The sequence below is a fragment of the Pseudomonas sp. NFPP02 genome, assembly GCF_900119355.1.
Taxonomy (GTDB): domain Bacteria; phylum Pseudomonadota; class Gammaproteobacteria; order Pseudomonadales; family Pseudomonadaceae; genus Aquipseudomonas; species Aquipseudomonas paracarnis.
This window is the reverse complement of record NZ_FPJI01000019.1, coordinates 65662-87905: the sequence shown is the minus strand read 5'-3', so window position 1 is coordinate 87905 and position 22244 is coordinate 65662. Positions and strand designations below refer to the sequence as shown.

At 62.5% G+C, this 22244-nt stretch carries 21 protein-coding genes; 11 read left to right on the top strand and 10 right to left on the bottom strand.

Annotated elements, in window-relative coordinates; genetic code table 11:
* Position 1: 1 nt before the first annotated feature.
* Genes BT204_RS25370 through BT204_RS25360 form a run of 3 tightly spaced genes read right to left on the bottom strand, consistent with a single transcriptional unit; the run spans position 2 to position 2743 of the window.
* Positions 2 to 928, bottom strand: a complete 927-nt coding sequence (locus BT204_RS25370; protein WP_034127281.1) for a sugar ABC transporter substrate-binding protein — start codon at positions 926 to 928, stop codon at positions 2 to 4.
* A 19-nt stretch (positions 929 to 947) separates the two neighbouring features.
* Entirely contained in the window at positions 948 to 1727 is a 780-nt protein-coding gene (locus BT204_RS25365) for a TIM barrel protein (RefSeq protein WP_054898562.1), read from the bottom strand.
* Positions 1727 to 2743, bottom strand: a complete 1017-nt coding sequence (locus tag BT204_RS25360; protein ID WP_072448665.1) for a Gfo/Idh/MocA family oxidoreductase — start codon at positions 2741 to 2743, stop codon at positions 1727 to 1729. Before BT204_RS25360 ends, BT204_RS25365 begins: the two co-directional genes overlap by 1 nt.
* A 187-nt stretch (positions 2744 to 2930) precedes the next feature.
* Here BT204_RS25360 and BT204_RS25355 point away from each other — a divergent pair, with 187 nt between their 5' ends.
* The gene (locus tag BT204_RS25355) at positions 2931 to 4892 is read left to right on the top strand and encodes a sigma-54 interaction domain-containing protein (RefSeq protein ID WP_054918724.1); all 1962 of its coding nucleotides are present in this window, start codon (positions 2931 to 2933) and stop codon (positions 4890 to 4892) included.
* Between the two features lie 18 nt (positions 4893 to 4910).
* Here BT204_RS25355 and BT204_RS25350 read toward each other — a convergent pair whose 3' ends face one another.
* Complete coding sequence (locus BT204_RS25350; RefSeq protein ID WP_054898559.1) at positions 4911 to 5960, bottom strand: LacI family DNA-binding transcriptional regulator; 1050 nt, start codon at positions 5958 to 5960, stop codon at positions 4911 to 4913.
* A gap of 161 nt (positions 5961 to 6121) precedes the next feature.
* Between BT204_RS25350 and BT204_RS25345 the strand changes: the two genes are divergently transcribed.
* From BT204_RS25345 to BT204_RS25325, 5 genes are all read left to right on the top strand, one after another.
* A complete protein-coding gene (locus tag BT204_RS25345) occupies positions 6122 to 7204 on the top strand; it encodes a fatty acid desaturase family protein (protein WP_072448663.1) in 1083 nt (360 codons plus the stop codon).
* 104 nt (positions 7205 to 7308) lie between these two features.
* The gene (locus tag BT204_RS25340; RefSeq protein ID WP_034127287.1) at positions 7309 to 7635 is read left to right on the top strand and encodes a MocE family 2Fe-2S type ferredoxin; all 327 of its coding nucleotides are present in this window, start codon (positions 7309 to 7311) and stop codon (positions 7633 to 7635) included.
* Complete coding sequence (locus tag BT204_RS25335) at positions 7632 to 8831, top strand: NAD(P)/FAD-dependent oxidoreductase (RefSeq protein WP_072448661.1); 1200 nt, start codon at positions 7632 to 7634, stop codon at positions 8829 to 8831. The genes BT204_RS25340 and BT204_RS25335 overlap by 4 nt, the downstream gene beginning before the upstream one ends.
* A gap of 2 nt (positions 8832 to 8833) precedes the next feature.
* Entirely contained in the window at positions 8834 to 9652 is an 819-nt protein-coding gene (locus tag BT204_RS25330; protein WP_072448659.1) for a sugar phosphate isomerase/epimerase family protein, read from the top strand.
* Between the two features lie 46 nt (positions 9653 to 9698).
* A complete protein-coding gene (locus BT204_RS25325; RefSeq protein ID WP_054918716.1) occupies positions 9699 to 10652 on the top strand; it encodes a Dyp-type peroxidase in 954 nt (317 codons plus the stop codon).
* A 106-nt stretch (positions 10653 to 10758) separates the two neighbouring features.
* Here BT204_RS25325 and BT204_RS25320 read toward each other — a convergent pair whose 3' ends face one another.
* Positions 10759 to 11631, bottom strand: coding sequence for an undecaprenyl-diphosphate phosphatase (locus BT204_RS25320; RefSeq protein WP_034127291.1), 873 nt, complete (start codon positions 11629 to 11631; stop codon positions 10759 to 10761).
* A gap of 48 nt (positions 11632 to 11679) precedes the next feature.
* Here BT204_RS25320 and BT204_RS25315 point away from each other — a divergent pair, with 48 nt between their 5' ends.
* Positions 11680 to 12318: a GNAT family N-acetyltransferase gene (locus BT204_RS25315; protein ID WP_072448657.1), complete on the top strand. Its 639-nt coding sequence runs from the start codon at positions 11680 to 11682 to the stop codon at positions 12316 to 12318.
* A 568-nt stretch (positions 12319 to 12886) separates the two neighbouring features.
* Here BT204_RS25315 and BT204_RS25305 read toward each other — a convergent pair.
* Positions 12887 to 13825: a GlxA family transcriptional regulator gene (locus tag BT204_RS25305; protein ID WP_034127293.1), complete on the bottom strand. Its 939-nt coding sequence runs from the start codon at positions 13823 to 13825 to the stop codon at positions 12887 to 12889.
* 173 nt (positions 13826 to 13998) lie between these two features.
* Between BT204_RS25305 and BT204_RS25300 the strand changes: the two genes are divergently transcribed.
* From BT204_RS25300 to BT204_RS25290, 3 genes are all read left to right on the top strand, one after another.
* Positions 13999 to 14628: a TetR/AcrR family transcriptional regulator gene (locus tag BT204_RS25300; protein WP_054898552.1), complete on the top strand. Its 630-nt coding sequence runs from the start codon at positions 13999 to 14001 to the stop codon at positions 14626 to 14628.
* Positions 14625 to 15302: a type 1 glutamine amidotransferase domain-containing protein gene (locus tag BT204_RS25295; protein WP_054898551.1), complete on the top strand. Its 678-nt coding sequence runs from the start codon at positions 14625 to 14627 to the stop codon at positions 15300 to 15302. Before BT204_RS25300 ends, BT204_RS25295 begins: the two co-directional genes overlap by 4 nt.
* Before the next feature lie 78 nt (positions 15303 to 15380).
* Positions 15381 to 16511, top strand: coding sequence for an alkene reductase (locus tag BT204_RS25290; RefSeq protein ID WP_072448654.1), 1131 nt, complete (start codon positions 15381 to 15383; stop codon positions 16509 to 16511).
* A gap of 185 nt (positions 16512 to 16696) precedes the next feature.
* On the opposite strand, the gene BT204_RS25285 is transcribed toward BT204_RS25290, so the two are convergent.
* A complete protein-coding gene (locus tag BT204_RS25285) occupies positions 16697 to 17695 on the bottom strand; it encodes an NAD(P)H-quinone oxidoreductase (protein ID WP_072448652.1) in 999 nt (332 codons plus the stop codon).
* 183 nt (positions 17696 to 17878) lie between these two features.
* Here BT204_RS25285 and BT204_RS25280 point away from each other — a divergent pair, with 183 nt between their 5' ends.
* A complete protein-coding gene (locus BT204_RS25280) occupies positions 17879 to 18265 on the top strand; it encodes a DoxX family protein (RefSeq protein ID WP_034127298.1) in 387 nt (128 codons plus the stop codon).
* Between the two features lie 150 nt (positions 18266 to 18415).
* Here the strand turns inward: BT204_RS25280 and BT204_RS25275 are convergent, their stop codons facing one another.
* From BT204_RS25275 to BT204_RS25265, 3 genes are all read right to left on the bottom strand, one after another.
* On the bottom strand, positions 18416 to 19234 hold the full coding sequence (locus tag BT204_RS25275) for an alpha/beta fold hydrolase (RefSeq protein ID WP_054898548.1): 819 nt from the start codon (positions 19232 to 19234) through the stop codon (positions 18416 to 18418).
* 93 nt (positions 19235 to 19327) lie between these two features.
* A complete protein-coding gene (locus tag BT204_RS25270; RefSeq protein ID WP_054898547.1) occupies positions 19328 to 20719 on the bottom strand; it encodes an alginate export family protein in 1392 nt (463 codons plus the stop codon).
* A complete protein-coding gene (locus BT204_RS25265; protein WP_054918704.1) occupies positions 20716 to 21612 on the bottom strand; it encodes a VOC family protein in 897 nt (298 codons plus the stop codon). Before BT204_RS25265 ends, BT204_RS25270 begins: the two co-directional genes overlap by 4 nt.
* Positions 21613 to 22244 lie beyond the last annotated feature (632 nt).

The following is a 22244-nucleotide window of genomic DNA, read 5'->3' as shown; positions in this document are numbered from 1 at the left end:
GTTATTTGTAGCGCTGCTCAAACACCCCCACCTGCTCAGGCGTGATCAGCTCGAAAGGCACCCACACCTGCGCGTCAACTTGCTCGCCCTTGATCATCCGCACCGCCGCTTGCACGGCCTGGGCAGCCTGGGCCTTGGGGTCCTGGAACACTGAGCCCGCCAGCAGCCCGCGCTTGATCGCTGCCAGGCCATCGGGCAAGCCGTCGATGCCGACAATCGCAATCTCGCCCTTGGCCTTGCCCGCTTGCTGCAAGGCCATGGCCGCGCCAATCGCCATTTCATCGTTGTTGGCGACAATGGCATTGAACGGGGTACCGGCCAGCAACCAGTTGCTGGTCAGGTCCATCCCCTTGCTGCGCTGCCATTCGGCGCTTTGTTGCTCGACGATCTTGATCCCAGGAAAGTCCTTGAGCACCTGTTTGACCCCCTCGGTGCGGGCATGGGTGGCGTTCTGCGCAAGGTCGCCCATGACGATCGCCACGTTGCCTTTGCCACCCAGTTTTTGGGCGAGGTAACGCATCTGCAATTGCCCCGCTTCGATGTCGTTGGAGGCCACGGTGACCACGCCCTCAGGCAGCGTACGCTCATCCGGGTGGCGGTTGACGTACACCAGCGGTGTCTTCGCCGCCACGGCAGCGCGGGTGATGTTGGCGGTGGCGGCGGTGTCGACCGGCAGCACGATCACCGCATCGACCTTCTGGTTGAGAAAGCCTTCGACCTGATTGAGCTGGCGCACTACATCGCCCTGGGCGTCTTCGAATTGGATCTGCACGTCCTGGTGTTTCGCTGCCGCCTCCAGGCCGGTGCGCACATAGGTCATGAAGTTATCGTCCACCCGGGCAATGCTCACGCCGATGCGATAGGCAGCGAAGGTCCACTGGCTGAACACCAACAACAGCGCGGCCACTAGTAATGAATAACGGTGCATGAGGCTGTTCCTTTTATTGTTATAGGGTGAATGCCTGACGGAAACGCTCCAGGGCCGACTCGCTGTCGCCGCTGGCCCAGCCCTCCAGGCCGACCACACCGGTGTAACCCATGGCGTGCAAGGCCCGGGCAATGGCCGGGTAGTGGATTTCGCCCGTGCCGGGCTCCTTGCGTCCAGGCACATCAGCGACCTGGATTTCGCCGATGGCGCTGCCAGCGCGCTGGATCAATTCGATCAGGTTACCTTCGCCAATCTGCGCGTGGTACAGGTCCAGGTTCATCTTCAAATGCGGGCTGCCGACGGCTTCGATCAGGGCCAGGGTGTCGTCGGCACGTGCGAACGGTGTACCTGGGTGATCGACGGCGGTGTTGAGGTTTTCCAGCAGGAACACGCGGCCGGCGTCTTCTCCCAGGCGCGCGATTTTTTCCAGGCTCTTGCAAGCGCTCAGCCACATGCGCCCGGTGGTGTGGCTGACGGGCTGCACGGGCAGGCCGCCTTCACCCAGGCCCGTGCCATGCAGATTGAGGCTGGGACAATTGAGGCGCTCGGCAATGCCCAGGGACTCACGGGCGCTGTCGAGCAATTGGCGGATGCCGTCGGGGTCGGTGAGGGTGCCGGTGAGGTAGCCGGTCATCGAGGTGAAGTCCGCGCCGGTCGCCGCCAAGGCATTGATGTCCTTGTCGGCCCAACTCCAGATTTCGGCGCTGAAGCCCAAGGCATGAATACGTTTGACCCGTTCGATGAAGGGCAGTTCGAGAAACACCATTTCGGCACTGACGGCCAATTTGAACGGCATCATTAGCGGGCTCCTTGAACGGCCACGGCCTTGCCGGTTTGGTACGACTCAATGCAGGCACGGGCAATTGCCAGGGCTGCACGCGCATCTTCACCGCTGGCCAGGGGCTTGGCGCCGCTGCGCAGGCAGTCGACAAAGTGGTTGAGCTCGGCAATGTAGGCGTCGCGCAGCAGGTCGGTGTCCATCCGCTGGGTGTCTGCCTGGATGCCCTCGGCCAGGTAGCGCACCAGGTCGCAGTCGTTAAGGCTGCCCATGCTCAGCATGCCCTTGCTGCCGAACACTTCGCCGCGCACGTCGTAGCCATACACGGCCTGGAAGCTGGCTTCGGCGGTGGCAATGGCGCCGTTGTCAAAGCGCAGGGTGACCACGGCGGTGTCGAGCAAACCTTGGCTTTTGAATTGCGGGGCAATCAGCGCGTCGGCCATCACCTGCACCTGTACCACTTCGGCCTCAGGGTTGAGGTAGCGCAAGGTGTCGAAGTCGTGGATCAGGGTTTCGAGGAAGATCACCCATTGCGGTGAGTTGGCCGGGTTGTTCAGCGCCGGGTCGCGGGTCAGCGAGCGTAGCAGCTGCGGCGTGCCAATACGTCCGGCGACGACGTCGAGGTGCGCAGTGCGAAAGCTCTTGGCGAAGCGCCGATTGAAGCCGACCTGCAACGGCACCCGTGCATCGGCAGCGGCGGCGATGGCGCGGTCGGCTTCGTCCAGGGTAATCGCCATGGGCTTTTCGCAGAAGATACCCTTGCCGGCGCGTGCGGCGTTGATCACCAGCTCCGCGTGGCTACGGGCAGGGGCGGCGATGAGCACGCCGTCGATGTCCGGGTCGTCCAGCAGCTGTTGCGGGTCGGTGTAGGCCTTGTCCACCCCCAGTTCTGCTGCCAGGCGAGCGGCCTGGCCTGGGACGGGATCGGCGATGGCGGCGAGGTAGGCACCGGGGATGTGGCGTGCGGCGGTAAGGCCATGGAAGCTGCCCATGCGGCCGGCACCGATCAAGCCCAGGCGGATGTTCTGTGTACTCATGAAGCGACCCCTTTTGTTGTTGTGGGCCCCCAGGACCGTCCTGGGTGACATTGGGGCAGGAGCAAGGCCTGTGCCAATTTATAACTGGCTGATTTATATGGGGTTATTATTTTAATTAAACAAAAAGTGTTCATGTTTGTGACATGTCTATACTGACATGTCGAAAATATGAACATGGATAACCGCAATGACCCAGGCGTTCAGTGTGCAAGACCTCGAATACCTCACGAACCTGGGGCCTGCCGCGCTGAACGACGGGCCCATTGCCGCGTTGGAACAGGCGTGGCGCCAATGCCTGGCTGGCCAAGTCGTGCGTCCCGACGGCGTACGCCAAGTCATCTGGGATTCCTGGCGACGCAGTGTCGAGGCGGGTATCGAGCCCGGTAACAGCGACTACCGCTTTGTTGCGCCTCATGTGCTGGCGGCGACCCTGGCCCACCATCGCGCCCTGATCGCCGCCGCCGCGCAGGTCATGCATGGATTGCTGGCTTACAACCCGCGGGGGCATATCAACCTCACGGATGCCGAGGGCACGACTCTGTATTTTTGCGGGCTGGACATCACCCCGGTGGGCAGTCGCTTGCTCGAATCGGTGCAAGGCACCAACTGCACCGGCCTGGCCCTGGCCGAAGATCGCCTGGTGTATGTGCTGGCTGAAGAAAATTTCGCCAGCGGCCTGCGCCAGCGCCACATGCACTGCGCCGCCGCGCCGATCAAAGATGCCCAAGGCCAGACCCTGGCCATGCTCACCCTGACCGCCGAGCCCGGCTGGTTTCATTTCCATACCCTGGGCACCGTTCAAGCGGCGGCCGAAGCGGTGTCGCGGCAGATGGCGCTGCAGGTGTTGCTGGAAGAACAACAGGCCGTACTCGAAGTGCTCAACGAAGGCTTGGTGGTGCTCGATGAGCGTGGCTGCATCAAGGCGCTCAACCGTTATGCGCGGCAATTGTTCGGGGTAGGGCGTGAGTTGATCGGCAGTCCTTTCCAGCGCCTGGGCCGCAGTGAACTGAGCGACGCGCTGGGTGAGCCTGTGCGCGACCGCGATTGCACCTTCCACTTGCACGACGGCAGCCAACTCGCCTGCCTGGTTTCGGTATGCCCACTGGAGCAGGGTGGGGTGATCGTGTCGGTGCGCGAAAACCGCCGTATCCGCGAGATTACCCGGCGCATTATCGGCACCCAGGCCCGCTATACCTTCGAGACCATCCTGGGCACCTCGCGGGCCATACAAGACGCACTGCACTTGGGGCGTATCGCCAGTCGCAGCGAGTCCACCACCTTGATCCTCGGCGAAAGCGGCACCGGCAAGGAACTGTTTGCCCAGGCCATTCATAACGGCAGCGAGCGTTGCAACGGCCCGTTTGTGGCGGTCAACTGCGGCGCGATCCCACGGGACCTGGTGCAGAGCGAACTGTTCGGCCACGTCGAAGGCGCGTTCACCGGCTCGGCGCGGGGTGGGGCGGCAGGCAAGTTCGAACTGGCGGATGGCGGCACCATCTTCCTGGATGAAATCGGCGACATGTCCTTCGATGCCCAGGTCAGTCTGCTACGGGTTTTGCAGGAGGGTGAAATCACCCGCGTCGGGGCCAAGCAATCGCGGCAAGTCGACGTGCGCATCATCGCCGCCACCCATCGCAACCTGAGCCAGGCGGTGGCCGAGGGTGCGTTTCGTGAAGACCTTTACTACCGACTCAACGTGCTGAACCTGAGCGTGCCGCCACTGCGCATGCGCCGTGACGATATCCCATTGCTGGCGCGGCACTTCCTGCAGCGCTGTGCCCGCTCGCTACGTAAAGCGGTACAAGGTTTCGCGCCGGATGCGTTGGCGTTGCTGTCAGCCCATGGTTGGCCGGGCAACGTGCGGGAATTGGAGAACGTCATTGAGCGGGCGACCAACCTGGCGATGGGCGAGCTGATTCAATCGACCGACTTGCCGCTGGAAACCCCGCAACGCACCACGTTGCGCGCCTACCAGCCCCAGCCCGCGCAGGATTTGAGCAGCCATGAAATGCACGCCATCGTTGCCGCGCTCACCAGCACCCGCGGCAACATTCGTCTGGCCGCACAGCAACTGGATGTGTCGCGGGGCGGTCTGTACAACAAGATGAGTCGGTTTGGCTTGAGCGCCGCCGATTTCCGTGAGCGCTGAAACCTCAAGCCAAACCGATCAGCTGCACAGGTTTTCCGGGGTCACTATCTGCGGCGGTATATGCACGCGGTGCCTCAATGGGTCAAACCCCTCATCACTCTGCAAGCGCACCAGCAACTCCACCAGCGCCACGGCCGTCTGCCGTGGCTGCGAGTCCATCACCACATCAATCAAGCCGTTGCTCAATGCCTGACGCGACAAGGGCGTGGACTCTTGCAGGATGCAGCACAGCGTCGGGCGCTTGGGCAGTTGCGCCAGGGCGTTGATCACACCGTCGCCACCACCGCCCACCACGCATAACCCACGCAAATCGGTATGGCGGCTGAGCAGGTCGAGCGTGGCTTCTTCGGTGATGTCGCAGTTGTCCAGGTTGATCAGCGGCTCCAACGGCTTGAGCCCCGGCGCGTGTTCGGCCAGGTAGCTGTGCAAGCCCTCGACCCGTGCCTGATGGCCGAGAAAACGATGGCCGCCCAACAGGATGCCCACGCTGCCTTTGCGTGCGCCGCAAGTGCGCGCCAACAGCCAGCCCATGGTGCGCCCGACCACGTGGTTGTCCTGGCCCACATAGGGTTCGGCGGCGTGTTCATGGATGTCCGAGAGCAGGGCCACCACCGGCACGCCCGCTGTGCGGATCTGCGCCAGGCAGGCGTTGATCAACGGATGGGCGAAGCTGACTACCGCGAGGGCGTCGCACTGCACGGCCAGTTGTTCGATTTGCGCGACGATGGCGGAGGGCGTGCGGTCGTTGATGTAGTCGAACTGGCAGCTCAGGTTGGCGGTGGCGTGATGCTGCGCTGCCTCGCTGATGGCGTGGGCCAACTGCGCATAAAAGGCTTGGGCTGTGCCCAGCAACAGCACGCCGAAACGGTAGGTGGGCCGACGTTCGCGAATGCGCTGGCCGATCAACCGTGCGGCGAAATAGCCCACCGCTTCGGCGGCCTGGAACACCTGTTCGGCCGTGCCGGGGTTGACCGGCGCGCGGGCGTTCAGCACGCGGTCGACGGTGGCTACGCTGAGCCCCGCATGGGCGGCAACGGTGGCGATGGTTGGGCGTTTGTTGTTGTGCATGGCAGGCCCCTTGAGCGTCTTGATAGAAAACTATCAAGCCCCGCTGGGCCTGGATGATAGCTTGATAGGGAATGGATTCAAGGCCTTGAGGGTGATTTAACCGCGCTCTATCGTGGGTTTCGCAAAGCCCCTGAAACCCACGCTTGCGGAGAACAATAACAATGCCTGGACACACCGCTCACCGCGCTCGGCGCGACTACAGCCTCACCGGCCCCGAAGCGGCCCGCGCCGCCGACAAGGGCCTGGTCTCGGCCCGTTGGTACCAGTCGCCCATCCCGCGCAATCGCATGAAAGCCCTGATGCAACGCCGTGACGGCCCGGCCTTGCGCGACACCGCCCTGTGGTTCTCGACGTTGTTGGCCACCGGTGTCGGCGGCTACTGGTTCTGGGGCACTTGGGCCTGCGTGCCATTCTTTATCGCCTACGGTGTGCTCTACGGTACGGCCTCCAACCCGCGCTGGCACGAAACCGGCCACGGCACGGCGTTCAAGACCCGCTGGATGAACGATGCGCTGTATCAGGTGGCGAGCTTCATGTGCCTCTTCGAACCCCACGTGTGGCGCTGGAGCCATGCCCGCCATCACACCGACACCATCGTCGTCGGTCGCGACCCGGAGATCGTTGAACCGCGCCCGCCGAGCTTATGGATGATGGCCCTCAGTCTGTTCAACCTACCCCTGGCCTGGAAGACCTTCAGCGGCGTGGCCCGCCATACGTTCGGGCGAATGAGTGCCCAGGAGCAGAACTTCATCCCCGAATCCGAGTGGCCCAAGGTGTACCGAGATGCGCGTATCTGGGTCGGCATCTACGCCCTGATCATCGGCACCGCGCTGTACCTGCACAGCGCGTTGCCGCTGATGCTGGTGGGCCTGCCCAGCCTCTACGGCGCGTGGCTCGGCTACCTGTTCGGTCTCAGCCAACACGTGGGCCTGGCCGAAGATGTGCTCGACCACCGTAGCAATTGCCGCACCATCTACATGAACCGCGTGTTGCGCTTTATCTACATGAACATGAACTACCACCTCGAACACCACATGTACCCGATGGTGCCTTACCACGCGCTCAGTCAACTGCACGAAGAGATCCGCAGCGACTGCCCGCCGCCGTATGCCAACTTGTGGCAGGCCTACCAGGAAATCATTCCGACGATCTGGCGCCAGCGCAGCGACCCCAGCTATTTCGTCCAACGCCCCACTCGTGGCGAGGGAGCTTGCTCCCGCTGGGCTGCGCAGCAGCCCCAATAACCCTTCAGACCTACACCGTACAGACGAATCTAGGGCCGCTTCGCAGCCCAGCGCGAGCAAGCTCGCTTGCCACAGAGTAAGAGCCAGTCATTGGAGATAAATGTATGAACGATCAATGGATCGACGTCTGCGCCGTGGGCGAAATAGAAGCAGAAGACGTGCTGCGCTTCGACCACGGCGCGCAGACCTATGCGGTGTTCCGTTCAGCCGATAACGAATTCTTCGCCACCGCCGGCCTGTGCACCCACGAGAAAATCCACCTGGCCGACGGCCTGGTGATGGACCATGTGATCGAGTGCCCCAAGCACAACGGGCGCTTTGATTACCGCTCCGGCAAGGCCTTGGGCGCGCCGGTGTGCGTCAACCTTAAGACCTACCCCGTGCGGGTGGATGCGGGGCGGGTGCTGCTCGCCGTCACGGCCGAAGGATGAACGCCCCCCTGATCATCGTCGGCGCCGGCCATGCCGGTGGCCGTGCGGCACTGACCCTGCGTGAAGAAGGCTACAGCGGGCGCCTGATCCTGATCGGCGATGAAGCGCATCTGCCCTACGAACGGCCACCGTTGTCCAAGGGCTTGCTGCAAGGTTCTAGCGACCTGGCGCAATGCAGCCTGTGCGACAGTCAGCAGTTGGCGGCGCTCGGGGTCGAGCATATCGCCGCCAACCCGGTCAGCCGCCTGGAGCCCCAGCACCACCGGCTGCAATTGGCCGATGGCCAATGGTTGACCTATGCCGGCCTGCTGCTGGCCACCGGAGGCCGGGCGCGACGCTTACCCCAGGAGCAGGCCAACGTGTTTTACCTGCGCACCCATGATGACGCGTTGGTCTTGCGCAATGAATTAAAGCCTGGCGCCAGGCTGGTGGTGGTCGGCGGTGGTTTTATCGGCTTGGAGGTGGCGGCGACAGCGCGGGGCCTGGGCTGCGAGGTGACGCTACTGGAAGCCGGGCCACGGCTGGCAGGGCGGGTTTTGCCGTCGGTGATCAGTGACGCGTTGCTGGCCTTGCACCGTGAGCAGGGTGTGGATGTGCGTTTGAACGTCGCCCTGGAGTGCATCCACGCTGACGCCGTGCAACTGGTCGACGGGCAACGGCTGCCCTGCGACCTGGTGGTGGTCGGCATTGGCATGCAGCCTAACATCGAGTTGGCCGCGGCGGCGGGCTTGGAAGTCGGGCAGGGCATTCGTGTCGACGCGCAGTTGCGCACCAGTGCGGCGGATATCTATGCGGCGGGGGATGTGTGCGAGTTTCGTCTGGCGGGCCTTTATCAGCGCCAGGAAACCTGGCGCAACGCCGAAGCCCAGGGCCGTCTCGCGGCGTTGAACCTGCTGGGGCGGGAGTTGGCGTTCGAGACGATCCCGGGTTTCTGGTCCGATCAATACGCGTGGGGCTTGCACACCGTCGGGGTGATGACGGCGCTGATGGTTCGCCGGGAATTGCCAGACGGCGGCCAGCTGCTGTTCTACCTGGACGACCATCACCGTTTGCAGGGCGCCTGCAGTTGGGCCTTGGGTAACCGCGCATCCAAGGACATCAAGCTGTGCGAGCACTTGATTACTGCCCGAATCCCGCTCAACCCGGCCAGCCTGGCCGACCCTGAGGTATCCCTGAAGCTGTTATTGCGAGGCTGACCATGCGCCAGTTGTTAGTATTCCAATCGATGTGGGCCATGCAAACCGAGCCCGGCAGCCTCGAAGCGCAACTGGACCGCATCGCCGCCGCCGGTTATGACGGCATCACCGACCATTACTGGGCACCTGCATCGGTGCAGCGCCTGCACGCGGCGGCCACGGCCAGGGGCTTGCAGATTGAAGGGCAACTGTTCCCGCAATCGGTGGAAGATCTAGCCAGGGCATTGGAGGTGATCAGCCGTCACGGCTGTCACCACCTCACCTTGCAAGCCGACGTGCGCCCGCGTACCCAGGCCGAGGCGGCCAGGCTGATCGACGGCTGGCAACGCCTGGCCGAACAGGTGGACTTCCCGATCCTGCTGGAAACCCACCGTTACCGGCTCACCAACGACCTATTGTTCACCCTCGATCTGCTGGCACAGATGCCCGATCTGAAACTGCTCGCAGACCTTTCCCACTACGTGGTTGGCCGCGAGTTGCCCGAGCCCGGCAGTGTGGAAGACGACGAACAGATACGCACCATCCTGCGTCACAGCTGGGGCTTTCATGGCCGCATCGCCAGCAGCGAACAGGTGCAGGTTGGTCTGGATTTCCCCCAGCACCAACCGTGGGTCGAGCGGTTTACCGGCTGGTGGCGCTACGGGATCGAACACTGGCTGGGCCGCGCTGACAGTCCGCAGAGCTTGTCCTTCACTTGCGAGTTGGGCCCGCCACCCTATGCGATTACCGACGCACAGGGCCGCGAACTCACCGATCGCTGGGCCGAGGCGCTCAAGCTCAAAGCCCTGATTCGCCTGGTGTGGGCCAGTTGCCATCGATGATCTGCTAATCTGCGCGGGTTCACCGCCCTCAGCCTGTGGAATGCCCATGAAAACCTGCCCCGTCCGTCCCCCGCTCGAACCACAATCGGTGTGCCACCCGATCACCAGCAGCGCGATCTTCATGGTCGCCACCCTGGCGCCCGATGCGGTTGAAAACGTGCGGGCCTGGTGCGCCGACATCGCAGGCCTGGTGCGCTCGGTAGGCAAGCGCGTGCCCTCGGGCAACCTGACTTGCGTTTGCGGGTTTGGCTCGGATGCCTGGGACCGCCTGTTCGGCGCGCCGCGCCCGGCGGCCTTGCATCCGTTTCGCGAGTTCGGTGTGCAAGGGCGCAAGGCAGTGTCGACCCCCGGCGACATCCTGCTGCACATCCGTGCCGAGCAGATGGACCTGTGTTTCGAGCTGGCGACCCAGCTGATGGCGGCCCTGGGTGATAGCGTGAAGGTGGTCGATGAGGTCCAGGGCTTTCGCTACTTCGATATGCGCAGCATCATCGGTTTCGTCGACGGCACCGAGAACCCGGTGGGGCGCAAGGCCGAGGCTTTTACCCTGGTGGGCGATGAAGACCCTGAGTTCGAAGGCGGCAGCTATGTGCTGGTGCAGAAATACCTGCACAACATGACCGCGTGGAATGGCTTGACGGTGGAGGCTCAAGAGAAGGTGATCGGGCGCACCAAATTATCGGACATCGAACTGGACGAAGACGCCAAGCCTAGCAACTCCCACAGCGCCCTGACAGTGATCACTGACCAGGACGGTGAAGAAGTGAAGATCCTGCGCGACAACATGCCCTTCGGCCGCCCAGGCGCGGGCGAATTCGGCACTTATTTCATCGGCTACGCACGCTCGCCTCAGCCTCTGGAACAGATGCTGGAAAACATGTTCGTCGGCCGCCCGGCCGGCAATTACGACCGCTTGCTCGACTTCAGCACGGCGGTGACCGGCGGCCTGTTCTTCGTGCCCTCGGCCGACTTGCTCGAAGCACTGGCCGACCGCCAATAACCTGTAGGAGCGAGCTTGCTCGCGAAAAAACCAAGGCCACCGCGAACATACAGAATGCCCGCGTTATCGTTGACGTTTTTCGCGAGCAAGCTCGCTCCTACAAGGGTCAGGTAAGCAGGCCGGTGCTGACGGCCACGATCAAAAACACCCCCAGCAGCGCACGGTAGATCACGAACGGCCAGGTGGAGAAACGCTCCAGAAATTTCATCAGGCCCCAGATGGCAAAGAACGCCGAGATGCTCGCCACCACCAAGCCAAAGATCAAGTGCGGCCAGGCGTGGGCGGGCAGGTCGGCGCGCAGCAGCACCCACAACTCTTTCAAGCCGGCCAGGGCGATGGCCGGCAAGCCCAGCAGGAAGGAAAACCGCGCTGCCTCTTCGCGTTTGAAGTTCAGGAACAGCGCTGCGGTCAACGTGGATCCCGAACGCGATACGCCCGGTATCAACGCGCCAATCTGCGCAACTCCCACAATCAAGGCATCGCGCAGGCGCATTTGGCTCACGTCGCGTGTATGCCGGGCACGCAGTTCGGCCACTGCCAGCAGCACCGCCATCACCACGCAGGAAATGCCGATCACCATCAGCCCGCGCAAGGGTGAGTTGCACGCATTCAAGGTCGACGACAACGCCAGGCCGGCGATGCCAATCGGTACGGTTGCCAGCACAATCGCAACGGCGAGCTTGAACCAGCGGTCGTTGTAGTCGCCCCGGCGCACCGCACTGATGCTGCCGGTGGTGACCTGACGCACATCGCGCCAGAAATAGCTGACTACCGCCGCCAGCGCCGCCAATTGCATGGCCGCGGAAAACGCCGAGCCGGGGTCTTGCCAGCCGAGCAGGGCGGGCACAACGCGCATATGGGCGGTGGACGACACCGGCAGCAATTCAGTAATTCCCTGGATCACCCCAAGGATGAAGATCTGCAGGTAATCCAGGGAGGCAAAGCCCACATCCAGGCCGGCGGTACAGACGTTGGTCAAAATACGTGTCCTTGAGCAATAGGGGGAAACCGGCGAAGTTTATTCTAAATGTTTCAGGATTTCGGCCAGGGCAACCGGTATTTGCAATCGGTTCAGCTAATAGAAAGGATTCGCCAGGCCATTGGCGTGGGCAGCACTTTTGTGAACAATGGCGCCCTGCGTTTTTCCACCGAGAGCCCCATGCCCGAAACCACCGTCGAATTGATCCAGACCGGCCCCGAAGAAGCTGAACTGATCCGCAATCTTTACCAGTACTACGCCTATGAGTCTTCGGATTGGGAACAAGAAGATGTCGAGACCGATGGGCGTTACTACATCCATGACGAACACCTGGCCCGCTACTGGAGCGACCCGCAATGGAGCGCCAACCTGTTGCTGGTAGACGGCTATATCGCCGGTTTCCTGTTGATCGAAAGCAGCGAACTGCCGGGCATCGACGCCCTGGAACTGGCTGACCTGTTCATCCTCAAGCGCTACCGCCGCAAAGGCATCGGCCGTGCCATTGCCAGCCAGGTGCTGTGCAGCGGCGCGGCCAATTGGTTGGTGCGTTTCTATGATCAGGACGAGGTGTCCCAGGCGTTCTGGCGCACCGTGCTGGATAACTTGCCGCGTCCGGTGCAGATGATTGAACTGGAGGATGATCCGCAGTTGGTGAGCTACCTGATTACCCGGGCTTCGTTGCATTGAGGGGTTGGGGCTTTCTCTCGATGAGCATAGATATCTGAACAAGGCTGTGGCGATCAACCCCGTAACCACGATGCGAAGCGAGCCGCTCTTGATCTGCTCTTGATCTGCTTTTGACCTTGATCTTAAGCGCCCCGTCAAACCACGCTGGCCGGAATTCGACAGGGATTTGGGGGGTAAACCGGCAGGGATGCCGGTTTAGCCGCCCCGCGCCATGGATGGCGCGTGGCGGCGGCCCCCCAAATCCCTGGCGGATTACGGGCACACCGAGCCTAAGCGAGGTGCCGAGTGGTGGGGCAAGAGCCCTTTGGTTACTTTGGGGCTTTTCCAAAGTGACCCGCCGTCAGGGCGGAACCCTAAGTGGCCGTTACCGCAGGAATGGATATGTACGCAATCCAACTGTGTCGACTGTCAGGCCGCCTTCGCGAGCAAGCCCGCTCCCACAGTTTGATCGCGGGGTGTCAGGTAGGTAAGTGTTGGCTGGTAGGCCGCCATCGCAGGCAAGCCAGCTCCCACATTTGGATCATGGCACTTCAGGTAGATAGGAGTCGGCTGTCAGGCCGTCACGGGCCTAGCCCGGGTTGAACAGCACCTGCTGCATCGCCTGGGGCGGCTGCCCGAAGGCCCTGAGGAACGCCTGGCGCATGCGCTCGCGATCACCAAACCCGGTTTCGCGCGCCACCACTTCCACCGGGTGGCGGCTGGTTTCCATCATTGCCCGCGCAGCTTCCACCCGCAGGGCCTCAATGGCCTTGGCCGGGGTCTGCCCGGTTTCTTCGCGAAACACCCGGCTGAACTGGCGTGGGCTGAGCCGGGCGACGTCGGCCAGTGCGTCCACCGACAAATCATGGGTGAGGTTTTCACGGGCATAGGCCAGGGCCAACTGCACGCGGTCGGACTTGGGGTCCAGTTCCAGCAAGGCCGACAGTTGCGACTGCTCGCTGCCACGGCGCTGGGCAATCACCAGTTTGCGTGCAATGCGACGGGCCAGGTCGCTGCCCAGGTCGTCCTCCACCATCGCCAGCGCCAGGTCGACCCCGGCGCTCATGCCCGCACCGGTCCACACCTGGCCGTCGACAATGAACAACTTGTCCTCTTCCAGGCGAATATCCGGGTAACGCTTGCGAAACGCGGGTGCGTGGATCCAGTGGGTGGTGGTGCGCTTGCCAGCCAGCAGGCCAGCCTCGGCCAGCACAAAGATGCCCATGCATAACGACGCCACCCGGCGCGACTGCGCGGACGCGGCCTTGACCAGTTCCAGCAGGTTGGCTTCCGGCAGGCGAAACTCCAGGTAGCCGCTGACAATCAAGGTGTCATAGCCCTCTGGGCGGAGCGCGCTGGTGTTCACCGAAAAGCCCTGGGAGGTCATCACGGCGCCGCCGCTTTCCGACACCAGGTGAAACTCATAGGCCGGCTCGCCGCGCAGCAGGTTGGCACACTCGAACACCGAGCCCAGGCTGAGGCTCAACGACTGGAAATTCGGGTAAACCATCAGCGCAACGCTGTGCATTGCATCTCTCCAAGGGGCAGGGGAGAGGCGATTGTCGGCGTGTGCCGGGCAAACGGCAACCGACTTTCGTGCGTGTCCGGAATCCTTGCGGATATGACATTGTGAGCCAATGCCGCGCTGCCTAACATGAGCCCAACGCACTAGACGACTGGTCTAATCGCAGAGGGGCAAGCATGAGCAACGCAAGCAGCAGTGCGCGGCAAGCGATTCTTGAACGGGCGCAATCCATTGTCGGGGCCAAGGGGTTTTCGGCGGTGGGCTTGAACGAGATCCTTCAAGCGGCGCAAGTGCCCAAGGGCTCGTTTTATCACTACTTCAACTCCAAAGATGCCTTTGGCGTGGTGTTACTCGATACCTATTTCGACCACTACGTCGAGGGCATGCAGCAGCTGTTCGATCAGCCGGGATTGACCCACCACGCCAAGCTGATGCGTTATTGGCAAGGCTGGATCGACAACCACACCGGCTGCACCGACGCCGGCAAATGCCTGGCCGTGAAGCTTGGGGCGGAGGTCTCCGATCTGTCAGAACCCATGCGGCTGGCGCTGCAACGCGGTACTTCGCGCACCATCGACTTGCTTGCCGTGGCCCTTCAACGCGGCGTCGAAGACGGCTCGCTCAGGTTCGAGCAGGCCCCCGAAAGCCTGGCCAGGCGTTTGTATGCGCTATGGTTGGGAACCAGCGTCATGGGCAAGATCACCCGTACCACCGCGCCGTTCACCGAGGCGCTGCTGCTGACCCAACAGTTGTTGGGCAGCCCTGAAAACCCTGTTATTCACATCGATCGAGGCACTGGAAAATGAAAGTATTAATGGTACTGACCTCTCACGACCAGCTTGGCGATACCGGGCGCAAGACCGGCTTCTGGCTCGAAGAATTCGCCGCACCTTATTACGCGTTCAAGGACGCTGGCGCCGAAGTGGTGCTGGCTTCTCCGGCCGGCGGCCAGCCGCCGTTGGACCCCAAGAGCGATGAACCGGATGCGCAAACCGAGCAGACCGAGCGCTTCGGCAAAGACCCGGCTGCGCAGCAAGCCCTGGCGACCACCGTGAAGCTGGACTCGGTCAATGCCGCCGACTTCGACACCGTGTTCTACCCAGGCGGCCACGGTCCGCTGTGGGACCTGGCGGAGTCGCCGGTGTCCATCGCGCTGATCGAAGCTTTCGAGCGGGCCGGCAAGCCCGTTGGCTTTGTGTGCCATGCACCGGGTGCCTTGCGTCACGTCAAGGCAGTTAACGGTGAGCCGTTGATCAAGGGCCGCCGCGTCACCGGGTTCTCCAACTCGGAAGAGGCCGCTGTGCAGTTGACCGAGGTCGTGCCGTTCCTGATTGAAGATGAGTTTCGTAAATTGGGCGGCCTGTATGAGAAGGGCGCCGACTGGCAATCCTTCGTCATTGTCGACGGTTTGCTGGTGACTGGGCAAAACCCAGGCAGCTCCAGCGAAGTGGCCAAGGCCCTGCTGACACTCTGCGCTTAAATTAATCAACCGATCTACGCGGTGGCGACTCCCAGGAGTCGCCACGGTTTTCGTTCGTCCTGAATTTGGAATATCGCCGTGCCTGACTGCATCTTGAATACCCCGATCAAGCTGGGGCATCACCGCTTGAACAACCGTGTGGTACTGCCACCGCTGACCCGCCAGCGCAGCGCCCAGCCGGGTAATATCGCCACCGACCTGATGGCCGAGTATTACCGTCAACGGGCCAGTGCCGGGTTCATGGTCAGCGAGGGTACGCAGATCGAACCCCGGGGCCAGGGCTACGCGTGGACGCCGGGCCTTCATACACCGGCGCAAATCGAGGGTTGGCGCAAAGTCACTGCAGCGGTGCATGCCGAGGGCGGTGTGATCTTCGCCCAGTTATGGCATGTGGGGCGGGTGTCCCATAACGCGCTGCAACCTGACGGTGGTGCCCCGGTGGGCCCGTCTGCGCTGCCGGCGTTGCAAGCCAAAGCCTTCATTGAAACCGGGCCGGGTAGGGGTGAACTGGTGCAGCCACCCGTCCCCCGTGCCTTGACCACGCTGGAAATCGAAGAGCTGGTAGGGCACTACGCCCAGGCTGCGCGCAATGCCCTGGACGCCGGGTTCGACGGCGTGGAAATTCACGCGGCCAACGGCTACCTCGTTAACCAGTTCATCTCGGCCCATTCCAACCTCCGTGAGGATGAGTACGGCGGCTCGCTGGACAATCGCCTGCGCTTGCTGCGCGAGATTGTCGAAGCGGTGTGCAAAGTGGTGGGGCCGGAACGCCTGGGCGTGCGCTTTTCGCCGCTGTTCAGTGGCACCGATCAGGACCGGGTCTACATCGGCCTGGTGGAAGAAGACCCGCACCTTACCTATATCGAAGCGATCAAAGTGCTGGAAGCGTCGGGCCTCGCCTATGTGTCCATTGCCGAGGCCGACTGGGACAACGCCCCCGACCTGCCCGACACATTTCGCCAGGCCGTGCGCGCCACCTTCAGCGGCAGGATCATCTACGCCGGGCGCTACACCGCCGAGCGCGGCGCACGGCTGGTAGAGACCGGGTTGGCGGACTTGATCGCCTTTGGACGGCCCTTCATTGCCAACCCGGACTTGCCCCAGCGGCTGTTCAATGGCTGGCCGTTGAATGCGTTGAAGGCCGAAGGCTTGTATGGCGGGACACAGGCGGGGTATGTGGATTATCCGGTGTATGCCCAACAGCCGTGATAGCCCATGATGGCCTGTGTTTTATCCAGGGTGGGAGGAGGCTTGCCCTGACGCCGGTCAGTTAAACGAACGCTATGCTCGAAGTAATGAAGATCAAATGTGGGAGCTGGCTTGCCTGCGAAAGCGGTCGTGCAGTAACAGATACAGTGACTGACACACCACCTTCGCGGGCAAGTCGAATCGCCTCACTCCACCCGCAACACAATCTTGCCGATATGGTCCCCACCTTCCATCCGCGCATGGGCCTGGGCGGCGTCGGTGTAGGCGTAGACCTGGTCGATAATCGGCAGGCAGCGCCCGGCACTGAGTACCGGCCACACGTGTTCGCGCAGTTGCTGGGCAATCTCGGCCTTTTCTTCCCGCGTGCGGGCCCGCAGCAGCGAGCCGGTGATCACCGCTCGTTTGCCGAGGATGGTCAGCAGGTCGACGTCGTTGGCCTTGCCACCACCGAGGAAGCCGAGGATCACCAGGTGGCCGTCCATGCCCAGGGCCTTGAGGTTATTGTTGAGGTACGAGGCGCCCATGATGTCGAGGATCACGTTGACGCCTTTGCCATCGGTCTGTTTGGCGATGACCTCGGCAAATGCCTGTTCGCGGTAGTTGATCGGCTCGGCACCGAGCTTGGCAATCGCCGCGCATTTGTCGGCGCTGCCCGCCGTGGCGAATGCCTGGATGCCGAACTCCTGGCAAAGCATCAACGCGGTGGTGCCGATGCCGCTGGTGCCGCCGTGGATCAAGGCGCGCTGGCCTTTGCGGGCACCGCCGAGACCGAACAGGTTGGCCCAGACCGTAAAGAACGTTTCCGGCACGGCAGCGGCCTGAATCCAGTCCATGCCTGCGGGGATCGGCAGCGCCTGGCTGGCCGGCACCGCGCAATACTGCGCATAGCCGCCGCCATTGGTCAGGGCGCAAACCTTGTCGCCCACGCTGTATTCGTTCACGCCAGTGCCCAGCGCCACCACTTCACCGGCCACTTCCAACCCCGGAATCGGGCTCATGCCGGGCTTCATCGGGTATTTACCCGCGCGCTGCAAGGCGTCTGGGCGGTTGACCCCGGCGGCGTGCACGCGAATCAGAATCTCGCCCGGCCCGGCCACTGGCACGTCGGCGCTGCGCGGCTGCAAGACCTCGGGCCCGCCAGGGGTGGTGATTTCGATCAGGGTCATTTCTTGGGGAAGCGTCATGGAAAAGTTCCTGTAGCGATGAGCGTATGGGTTGGGACCGTAGCGCGGGGTCGGCAGTTCAGCAAGATCATGCCGGGTTCTTCGGGCAATGCAAACGCAGGCTTTCAGCACAAGCCTGCAAGTGCGTCGGCGTGGCTTCGGACACACTGGCTGCCGCTCATTTTTGACGGACACAGGTGGCGTATGAACGAAGCGAGAAATCAGGATATCGGGTTGTTGTTCCTGCGGGTCAGCGGGGCGTTGTTCCTGCTGTGGGTGCATGGGTTGCCCAAGTTGCTCCACTACAGCGAGCAATTGAAGCTGATCGAGGACCCGTTTCACCTGGGCGCCCATGTCACGTTGCTGCTGGCGATCTTTGCCGAGGTGCTGTGCCCGCTGCTGATCGTCGCGGGCGTGCTGGTGCGCCTGGCGTGCCTGCCGATCCTGGCGGTGCTGGTCATCGCGTTGCTGGTGGTGCACCCGGAGTGGACGCTGTTCGAAGGGCAGTTCGGTTGGCTGCTGTTGATCATCTTTACCAGCGTGCTGATCGCAGGGCCGGGGCGGCTGGTGCTGAGCCAGCGCTTTGCCTGAACAAAAAAGGCCTGGCTCGCCCGGCCTTCTGCCTTCTGTAGGAGCGAGCTTGCTCGCGAAAAACGCATAGGCGCCGCGTTCATTCAGCAAGCACGCGTTATCGTTGACGTTCTTCGCGAGCAAGCTCGCTCCTACAGGGGCATCAAGATGTCAACGGTTCAGGAATCCCAACAGGTCTTCATTGAGCTGTTGAGCGTGGGTCACGGCAAACCCGTGAGGCGCATCCTTGTACACCTTCAGTTGCGCGCCCTTGATCATTTCAGCAGCCACCTTGCCGGTGGTTTCGAACGGCACGATCTGGTCGCCGTCGCCATGGATCACCAGGGTCGGCACGTCGATTTTGGCCATGTCCGGGCGGAAGTCGGTTTGCGAAAATGCGGTGACGCAATCCACGGTGGATTTGAGCGACGCGAGCATGGCGATCTGCAGGGTTTGGCTGAGCACACCCTCCGAAACGTGCTGGCCTTTATTGAGACCGAAGAATGGCGTGTTGAAGTCGCTGATGAACTGCGCACGATCCTTCAACAGGCCGGCCTTGATGCCATCGAACACCTCGCCTGGCACGCCTTGGGGGTAGTCGGCTTGCTGACCGAAGATCGGCGTGACCGCGCCCAACAACACCAGGCCGGCGACACGGGCACTGCCGTGGCGGGCGATGTAGCGCGCCACGTCACCGCCACCCATGGAGAAGCCCACCAGGGTCACGTCCTGCAGGTCAAGGTGTTCGATCAACTGGGCGATATCGTCAGCGAAGGTGTCGTAGTCGTTACCGGTCCATGGCTGGTCCGAGCGGCCAAAACCACGACGGTCAAAGGCAATGGTGCGAAAGCCACGGCTGCTCAGGTATTCCATCTGGTATTCCCACATGTCCGCATCCAGCGGCCAGCCGTGGCTGAACAGCACGGGCTTACCGCTGCCCCAGTCTTTGAAGTAAATCTGGGTACCGTCTTTGGCAACGAATGTGCTCATCTGAAACTCCTTGCAGGGCTGAAAAAGGGCGGTGTGAAAACCGTCTCACTATTGCCGTAAACCTGAGCCCAGGCTTGTATGGGTGTGCTTGTCTCACCAACTGAACTTGAGCTCCATGCCCAGGTAATTGCTGTCGTGCCCACCGGCATCACGCAGGGTCTGGCCGACCGCGTAGTGCACCGCCTCGACCGCACCGCTGAGGTTGGGTGTAAAGGCGTAGTCGGTGCGCAGTTGGCCGTAGGCGCCGGTCCAGCGCTCGCCTTGGCCCGCCGTGCCAGCCACGGCCAGGTTGGGCTGGGTGTAGACGGCGTCTGCGGTGGTCTGCCGCCACAGCAGGCCGACAGCGGTTTGCACGCTGAGCTTGGCGAGGGGCTTGACGGTGATCGACGGCTTGACGTGGATCAGGTTGCTGTAGCCGGTGTAGCCCGCCAGGGAAAAGTAATAGCCATTGGGGAACAGCGGGTTGAAGGTGCCGACCCGGCCGTCACCGGCCTGGCGGTCACCGGAAGCGATATCCAGTTGCAGGCCGATACGCGGCTTCCAGGCCAGCGTGTCAAAGGTGTAGCCGGTGCGGCTGCCACCGGCCCAGGCGCGAATCGTCTTGCTGCCCACCGAGCCGCGTTGCAGCATGGCTTCGACGTCCCAGTCGAACCCCTGGGCTGCGCCACCGAGGCGGGCGTCCAGCAACTGGCGCGTCTCTTCGCCGTCGGCGTCCAGGTAATGGGCGGCGCTGCGCTCGTACACGCCGTAATAGGCCGACAGCTCATTGGTGCCGCCCACCAGCCGCTCGACCCGTAGCATGTGGAAGCGCGCGTCGCTGTTGGACTTGTCGTCGAAATGCCGGCCATCCTGGTACTGCACCGGTTGGCTGGCGATCCCGATGAAGCGCCATTGCGGCGTTTCCCAGTCCGCCCACAACGCATCGAAGGACTGCCGCACATTCGGGCCGTCCCGTGACGAGATGAAACGCTGCAAGTCGAAGGCGAAATCCTGGCGGCCAGCCCGTGCCTTGAAGGTGCCGGCGCTGAAGGTCTTCACGTATTCGGCAAAGGCCAGGCGCAGGTCGACGCGGTTCTGGTCGGCACCGCCAATGGTGGTCTTGTCATAGGCCCGCACATCTTCCAACTGGGTGAACAGCCGCCAGTGTTCGTTCAGGTGCAAGTCGGCGTGCACCTGAAAGCGCTGGATCAGGTAGCGGTCACGCGGTACATCCCGCACGCCGAACCCGCTGGCGTCGTTCATCTCGAAGCGTTCACGCAAGGTGGCGCCCAACGATAAGTAGGTGAACGGGTTGGCGGCGGACAGTGGGATGTACTTGAGGTTGTCCAGCGGTTGTGTGCGCAATGCCGGGTCCTTGAGCACAGACCAGTCTTCCTGCCAGCGGTTGGCCTTGATCGCCGGGCGTACCAGCTGGTCGTCGGCCTGCACGCTGCCAGCAAGCAACGGCCACAGCACAGCCAGGCTCCAGCCTGCGTGACGAATCATTTTGCCGCGCTGAGTTGGTGGATTTCTGCGACATAACCGCCCGGGAACTCCACCAACGCACTGCGCCGACCTTTGCTGTCGAACGCCGGCACCAGCACTGTGGCGCCAGAGCCAGTGGCCTTGCCCAGGGTGGCGGCGAGGTCGTTGACCTGGTAACCGGTGGTGTCGTGGCCGAACGGGTAGGGCAGTTGGCCGTTGGTGACCAGCACCGCCATGCGCCCGAACGGCGATTCGATCTCGACGCGGCGGTAGTGGCCGCCGGCCTGGCCGACATCAACCCCAGGGGCGTGCTTGTCGTCGCTCACTACCTTGCCGTGGGAGAAACCCAGGAATGCCTTGATAAACCGCTCGGCGCTGTCGTTGGACACATACACACGGTTTTCCGGCACGGTGTCGAAGGCGGCGTAATCCGGGGTCTTGGTGTGCCAGTAGAGCTGCATGTTCACACCGCCCGGCCATTGCACCACGGCATCACGGCCGATGGGGTCGGGGAAATCGCTGACGATTACGTCGGCGCCATTTTCACGCGCGGCCTTGAGGGCCACGTCCATGTCCTTGACCAGATAGCCGTTGCGTTCCTGGCCGAACGGGTGAGGCACGGGGGTGGTAAAGCCGAACAACGACACGGTGCCCGCCGGGGTCTGGAGCAATTGCGAGGTGGTGCTGCTCGGCACCGGCAGCACGTTGACCACGACCTGGGGCGTGCTTTTGCCGCCGAAGGTGGCGAGGAAACTCTGGGCAAAACGGTCCACATCGGCCGGTGCCACATACACATGGCTGGTGTCGTACTGCGGCGCCACGGCCACGTTCGGGGTGGCGGCAAACGCGTTGCTCATCATCGCACTTGCCAGCAGCGTCAATGCCAGCGATACCTTGGTTGCTGTGTTACCCATGCCCGTTCTCCAGCGCTTCTGAGGGTTCGAAAGCCGTGAGGTTAGGGGGGCAGGGCGGTGGGGAATTGTATGGACGTGCTCGGTTGAACGTTTCAGCTACGCGGCCCAGACAGCCGACGCCTGTCTACCTGACGCCCCTCAATCCAAATGTGGAAGCTGGCTTGCCTGAGATGACGGCCAGCCAGCCGACGCTTCTCTAGCTGATACCCCACGATCAAACTGTGGGAGCTGGCTTGCCTGCGAAGGCGGCCTGAGAGCCGACCATAATCTTGGATCAGACCGTGTACATATCCATTATTTAGGTCATGGCTGCTTATGGTTCCGCTTTTACAGCGGCTCACTTTTGAAAAGCGCAAAAGTAAGCAAAACGCTCTTGCCCCACCACTCGGCACCTCGCTTAGGCTCGGTGTGCCCTCACTCCGGCTTGAATCCGTGGGCCGCCGTCATGGGCCATCCTTGGCCCAGGACGGCTAACCCGGCGTCCTGCCGGGTTACCCACGAATTCAAGCCTGCGTTCGGCCAGCGTGGTTTAACGGGGCGCCTGAGATCAAGATCAAAAGCAGATCAAGAGCGGCTCGCTTCGCATCGTAGTTACCGGTGGCTGCGTAGATACCTATGCTGCGATGACGACG

Bases quoted from the DNA above. Each gene is read 5' to 3' on its own strand.
- BT204_RS25275 (WP_054898548.1), bottom strand. From the start codon at position 19,234: ATGAGCACATTCGTTGCCAAAGACGGTACCCAGATTTACTTCAAAGAC.
- BT204_RS25265 (WP_054918704.1), bottom strand. From the start codon at position 21,612: ATGGGTAACACAGCAACCAAGGTATCGCTGGCATTGACGCTGCTGGCA.
- BT204_RS25370 (WP_034127281.1), bottom strand. From the start codon at position 928: ATGCACCGTTATTCATTACTAGTGGCCGCGCTGTTGTTGGTGTTCAGC.
- BT204_RS25305 (WP_034127293.1), bottom strand. From the start codon at position 13,825: ATGCACAGCGTTGCGCTGATGGTTTACCCGAATTTCCAGTCGTTGAGC.
- BT204_RS25350 (WP_054898559.1), bottom strand. From the start codon at position 5,960: ATGCACAACAACAAACGCCCAACCATCGCCACCGTTGCCGCCCATGCG.
- BT204_RS25360 (WP_072448665.1), bottom strand. From the start codon at position 2,743: ATGAGTACACAGAACATCCGCCTGGGCTTGATCGGTGCCGGCCGCATG.
- BT204_RS25340 (WP_034127287.1), top strand. From the start codon at position 7,309: ATGAACGATCAATGGATCGACGTCTGCGCCGTGGGCGAAATAGAAGCA.
- BT204_RS25280 (WP_034127298.1), top strand. From the start codon at position 17,879: ATGAACGAAGCGAGAAATCAGGATATCGGGTTGTTGTTCCTGCGGGTC.
- BT204_RS25345 (WP_072448663.1), top strand. From the start codon at position 6,122: ATGCCTGGACACACCGCTCACCGCGCTCGGCGCGACTACAGCCTCACC.
- BT204_RS25295 (WP_054898551.1), top strand. From the start codon at position 14,625: ATGAAAGTATTAATGGTACTGACCTCTCACGACCAGCTTGGCGATACC.
- BT204_RS25335 (WP_072448661.1), top strand. From the start codon at position 7,632: ATGAACGCCCCCCTGATCATCGTCGGCGCCGGCCATGCCGGTGGCCGT.
- BT204_RS25285 (WP_072448652.1), bottom strand. From the start codon at position 17,695: ATGACGCTTCCCCAAGAAATGACCCTGATCGAAATCACCACCCCTGGC.
- BT204_RS25365 (WP_054898562.1), bottom strand. From the start codon at position 1,727: ATGATGCCGTTCAAATTGGCCGTCAGTGCCGAAATGGTGTTTCTCGAA.
- BT204_RS25315 (WP_072448657.1), top strand. From the start codon at position 11,680: ATGTTTCAGGATTTCGGCCAGGGCAACCGGTATTTGCAATCGGTTCAG.
- BT204_RS25300 (WP_054898552.1), top strand. From the start codon at position 13,999: ATGAGCAACGCAAGCAGCAGTGCGCGGCAAGCGATTCTTGAACGGGCG.
- BT204_RS25355 (WP_054918724.1), top strand. From the start codon at position 2,931: ATGACCCAGGCGTTCAGTGTGCAAGACCTCGAATACCTCACGAACCTG.
- BT204_RS25330 (WP_072448659.1), top strand. From the start codon at position 8,834: ATGCGCCAGTTGTTAGTATTCCAATCGATGTGGGCCATGCAAACCGAG.
- BT204_RS25325 (WP_054918716.1), top strand. From the start codon at position 9,699: ATGAAAACCTGCCCCGTCCGTCCCCCGCTCGAACCACAATCGGTGTGC.
- BT204_RS25270 (WP_054898547.1), bottom strand. From the start codon at position 20,719: ATGATTCGTCACGCAGGCTGGAGCCTGGCTGTGCTGTGGCCGTTGCTT.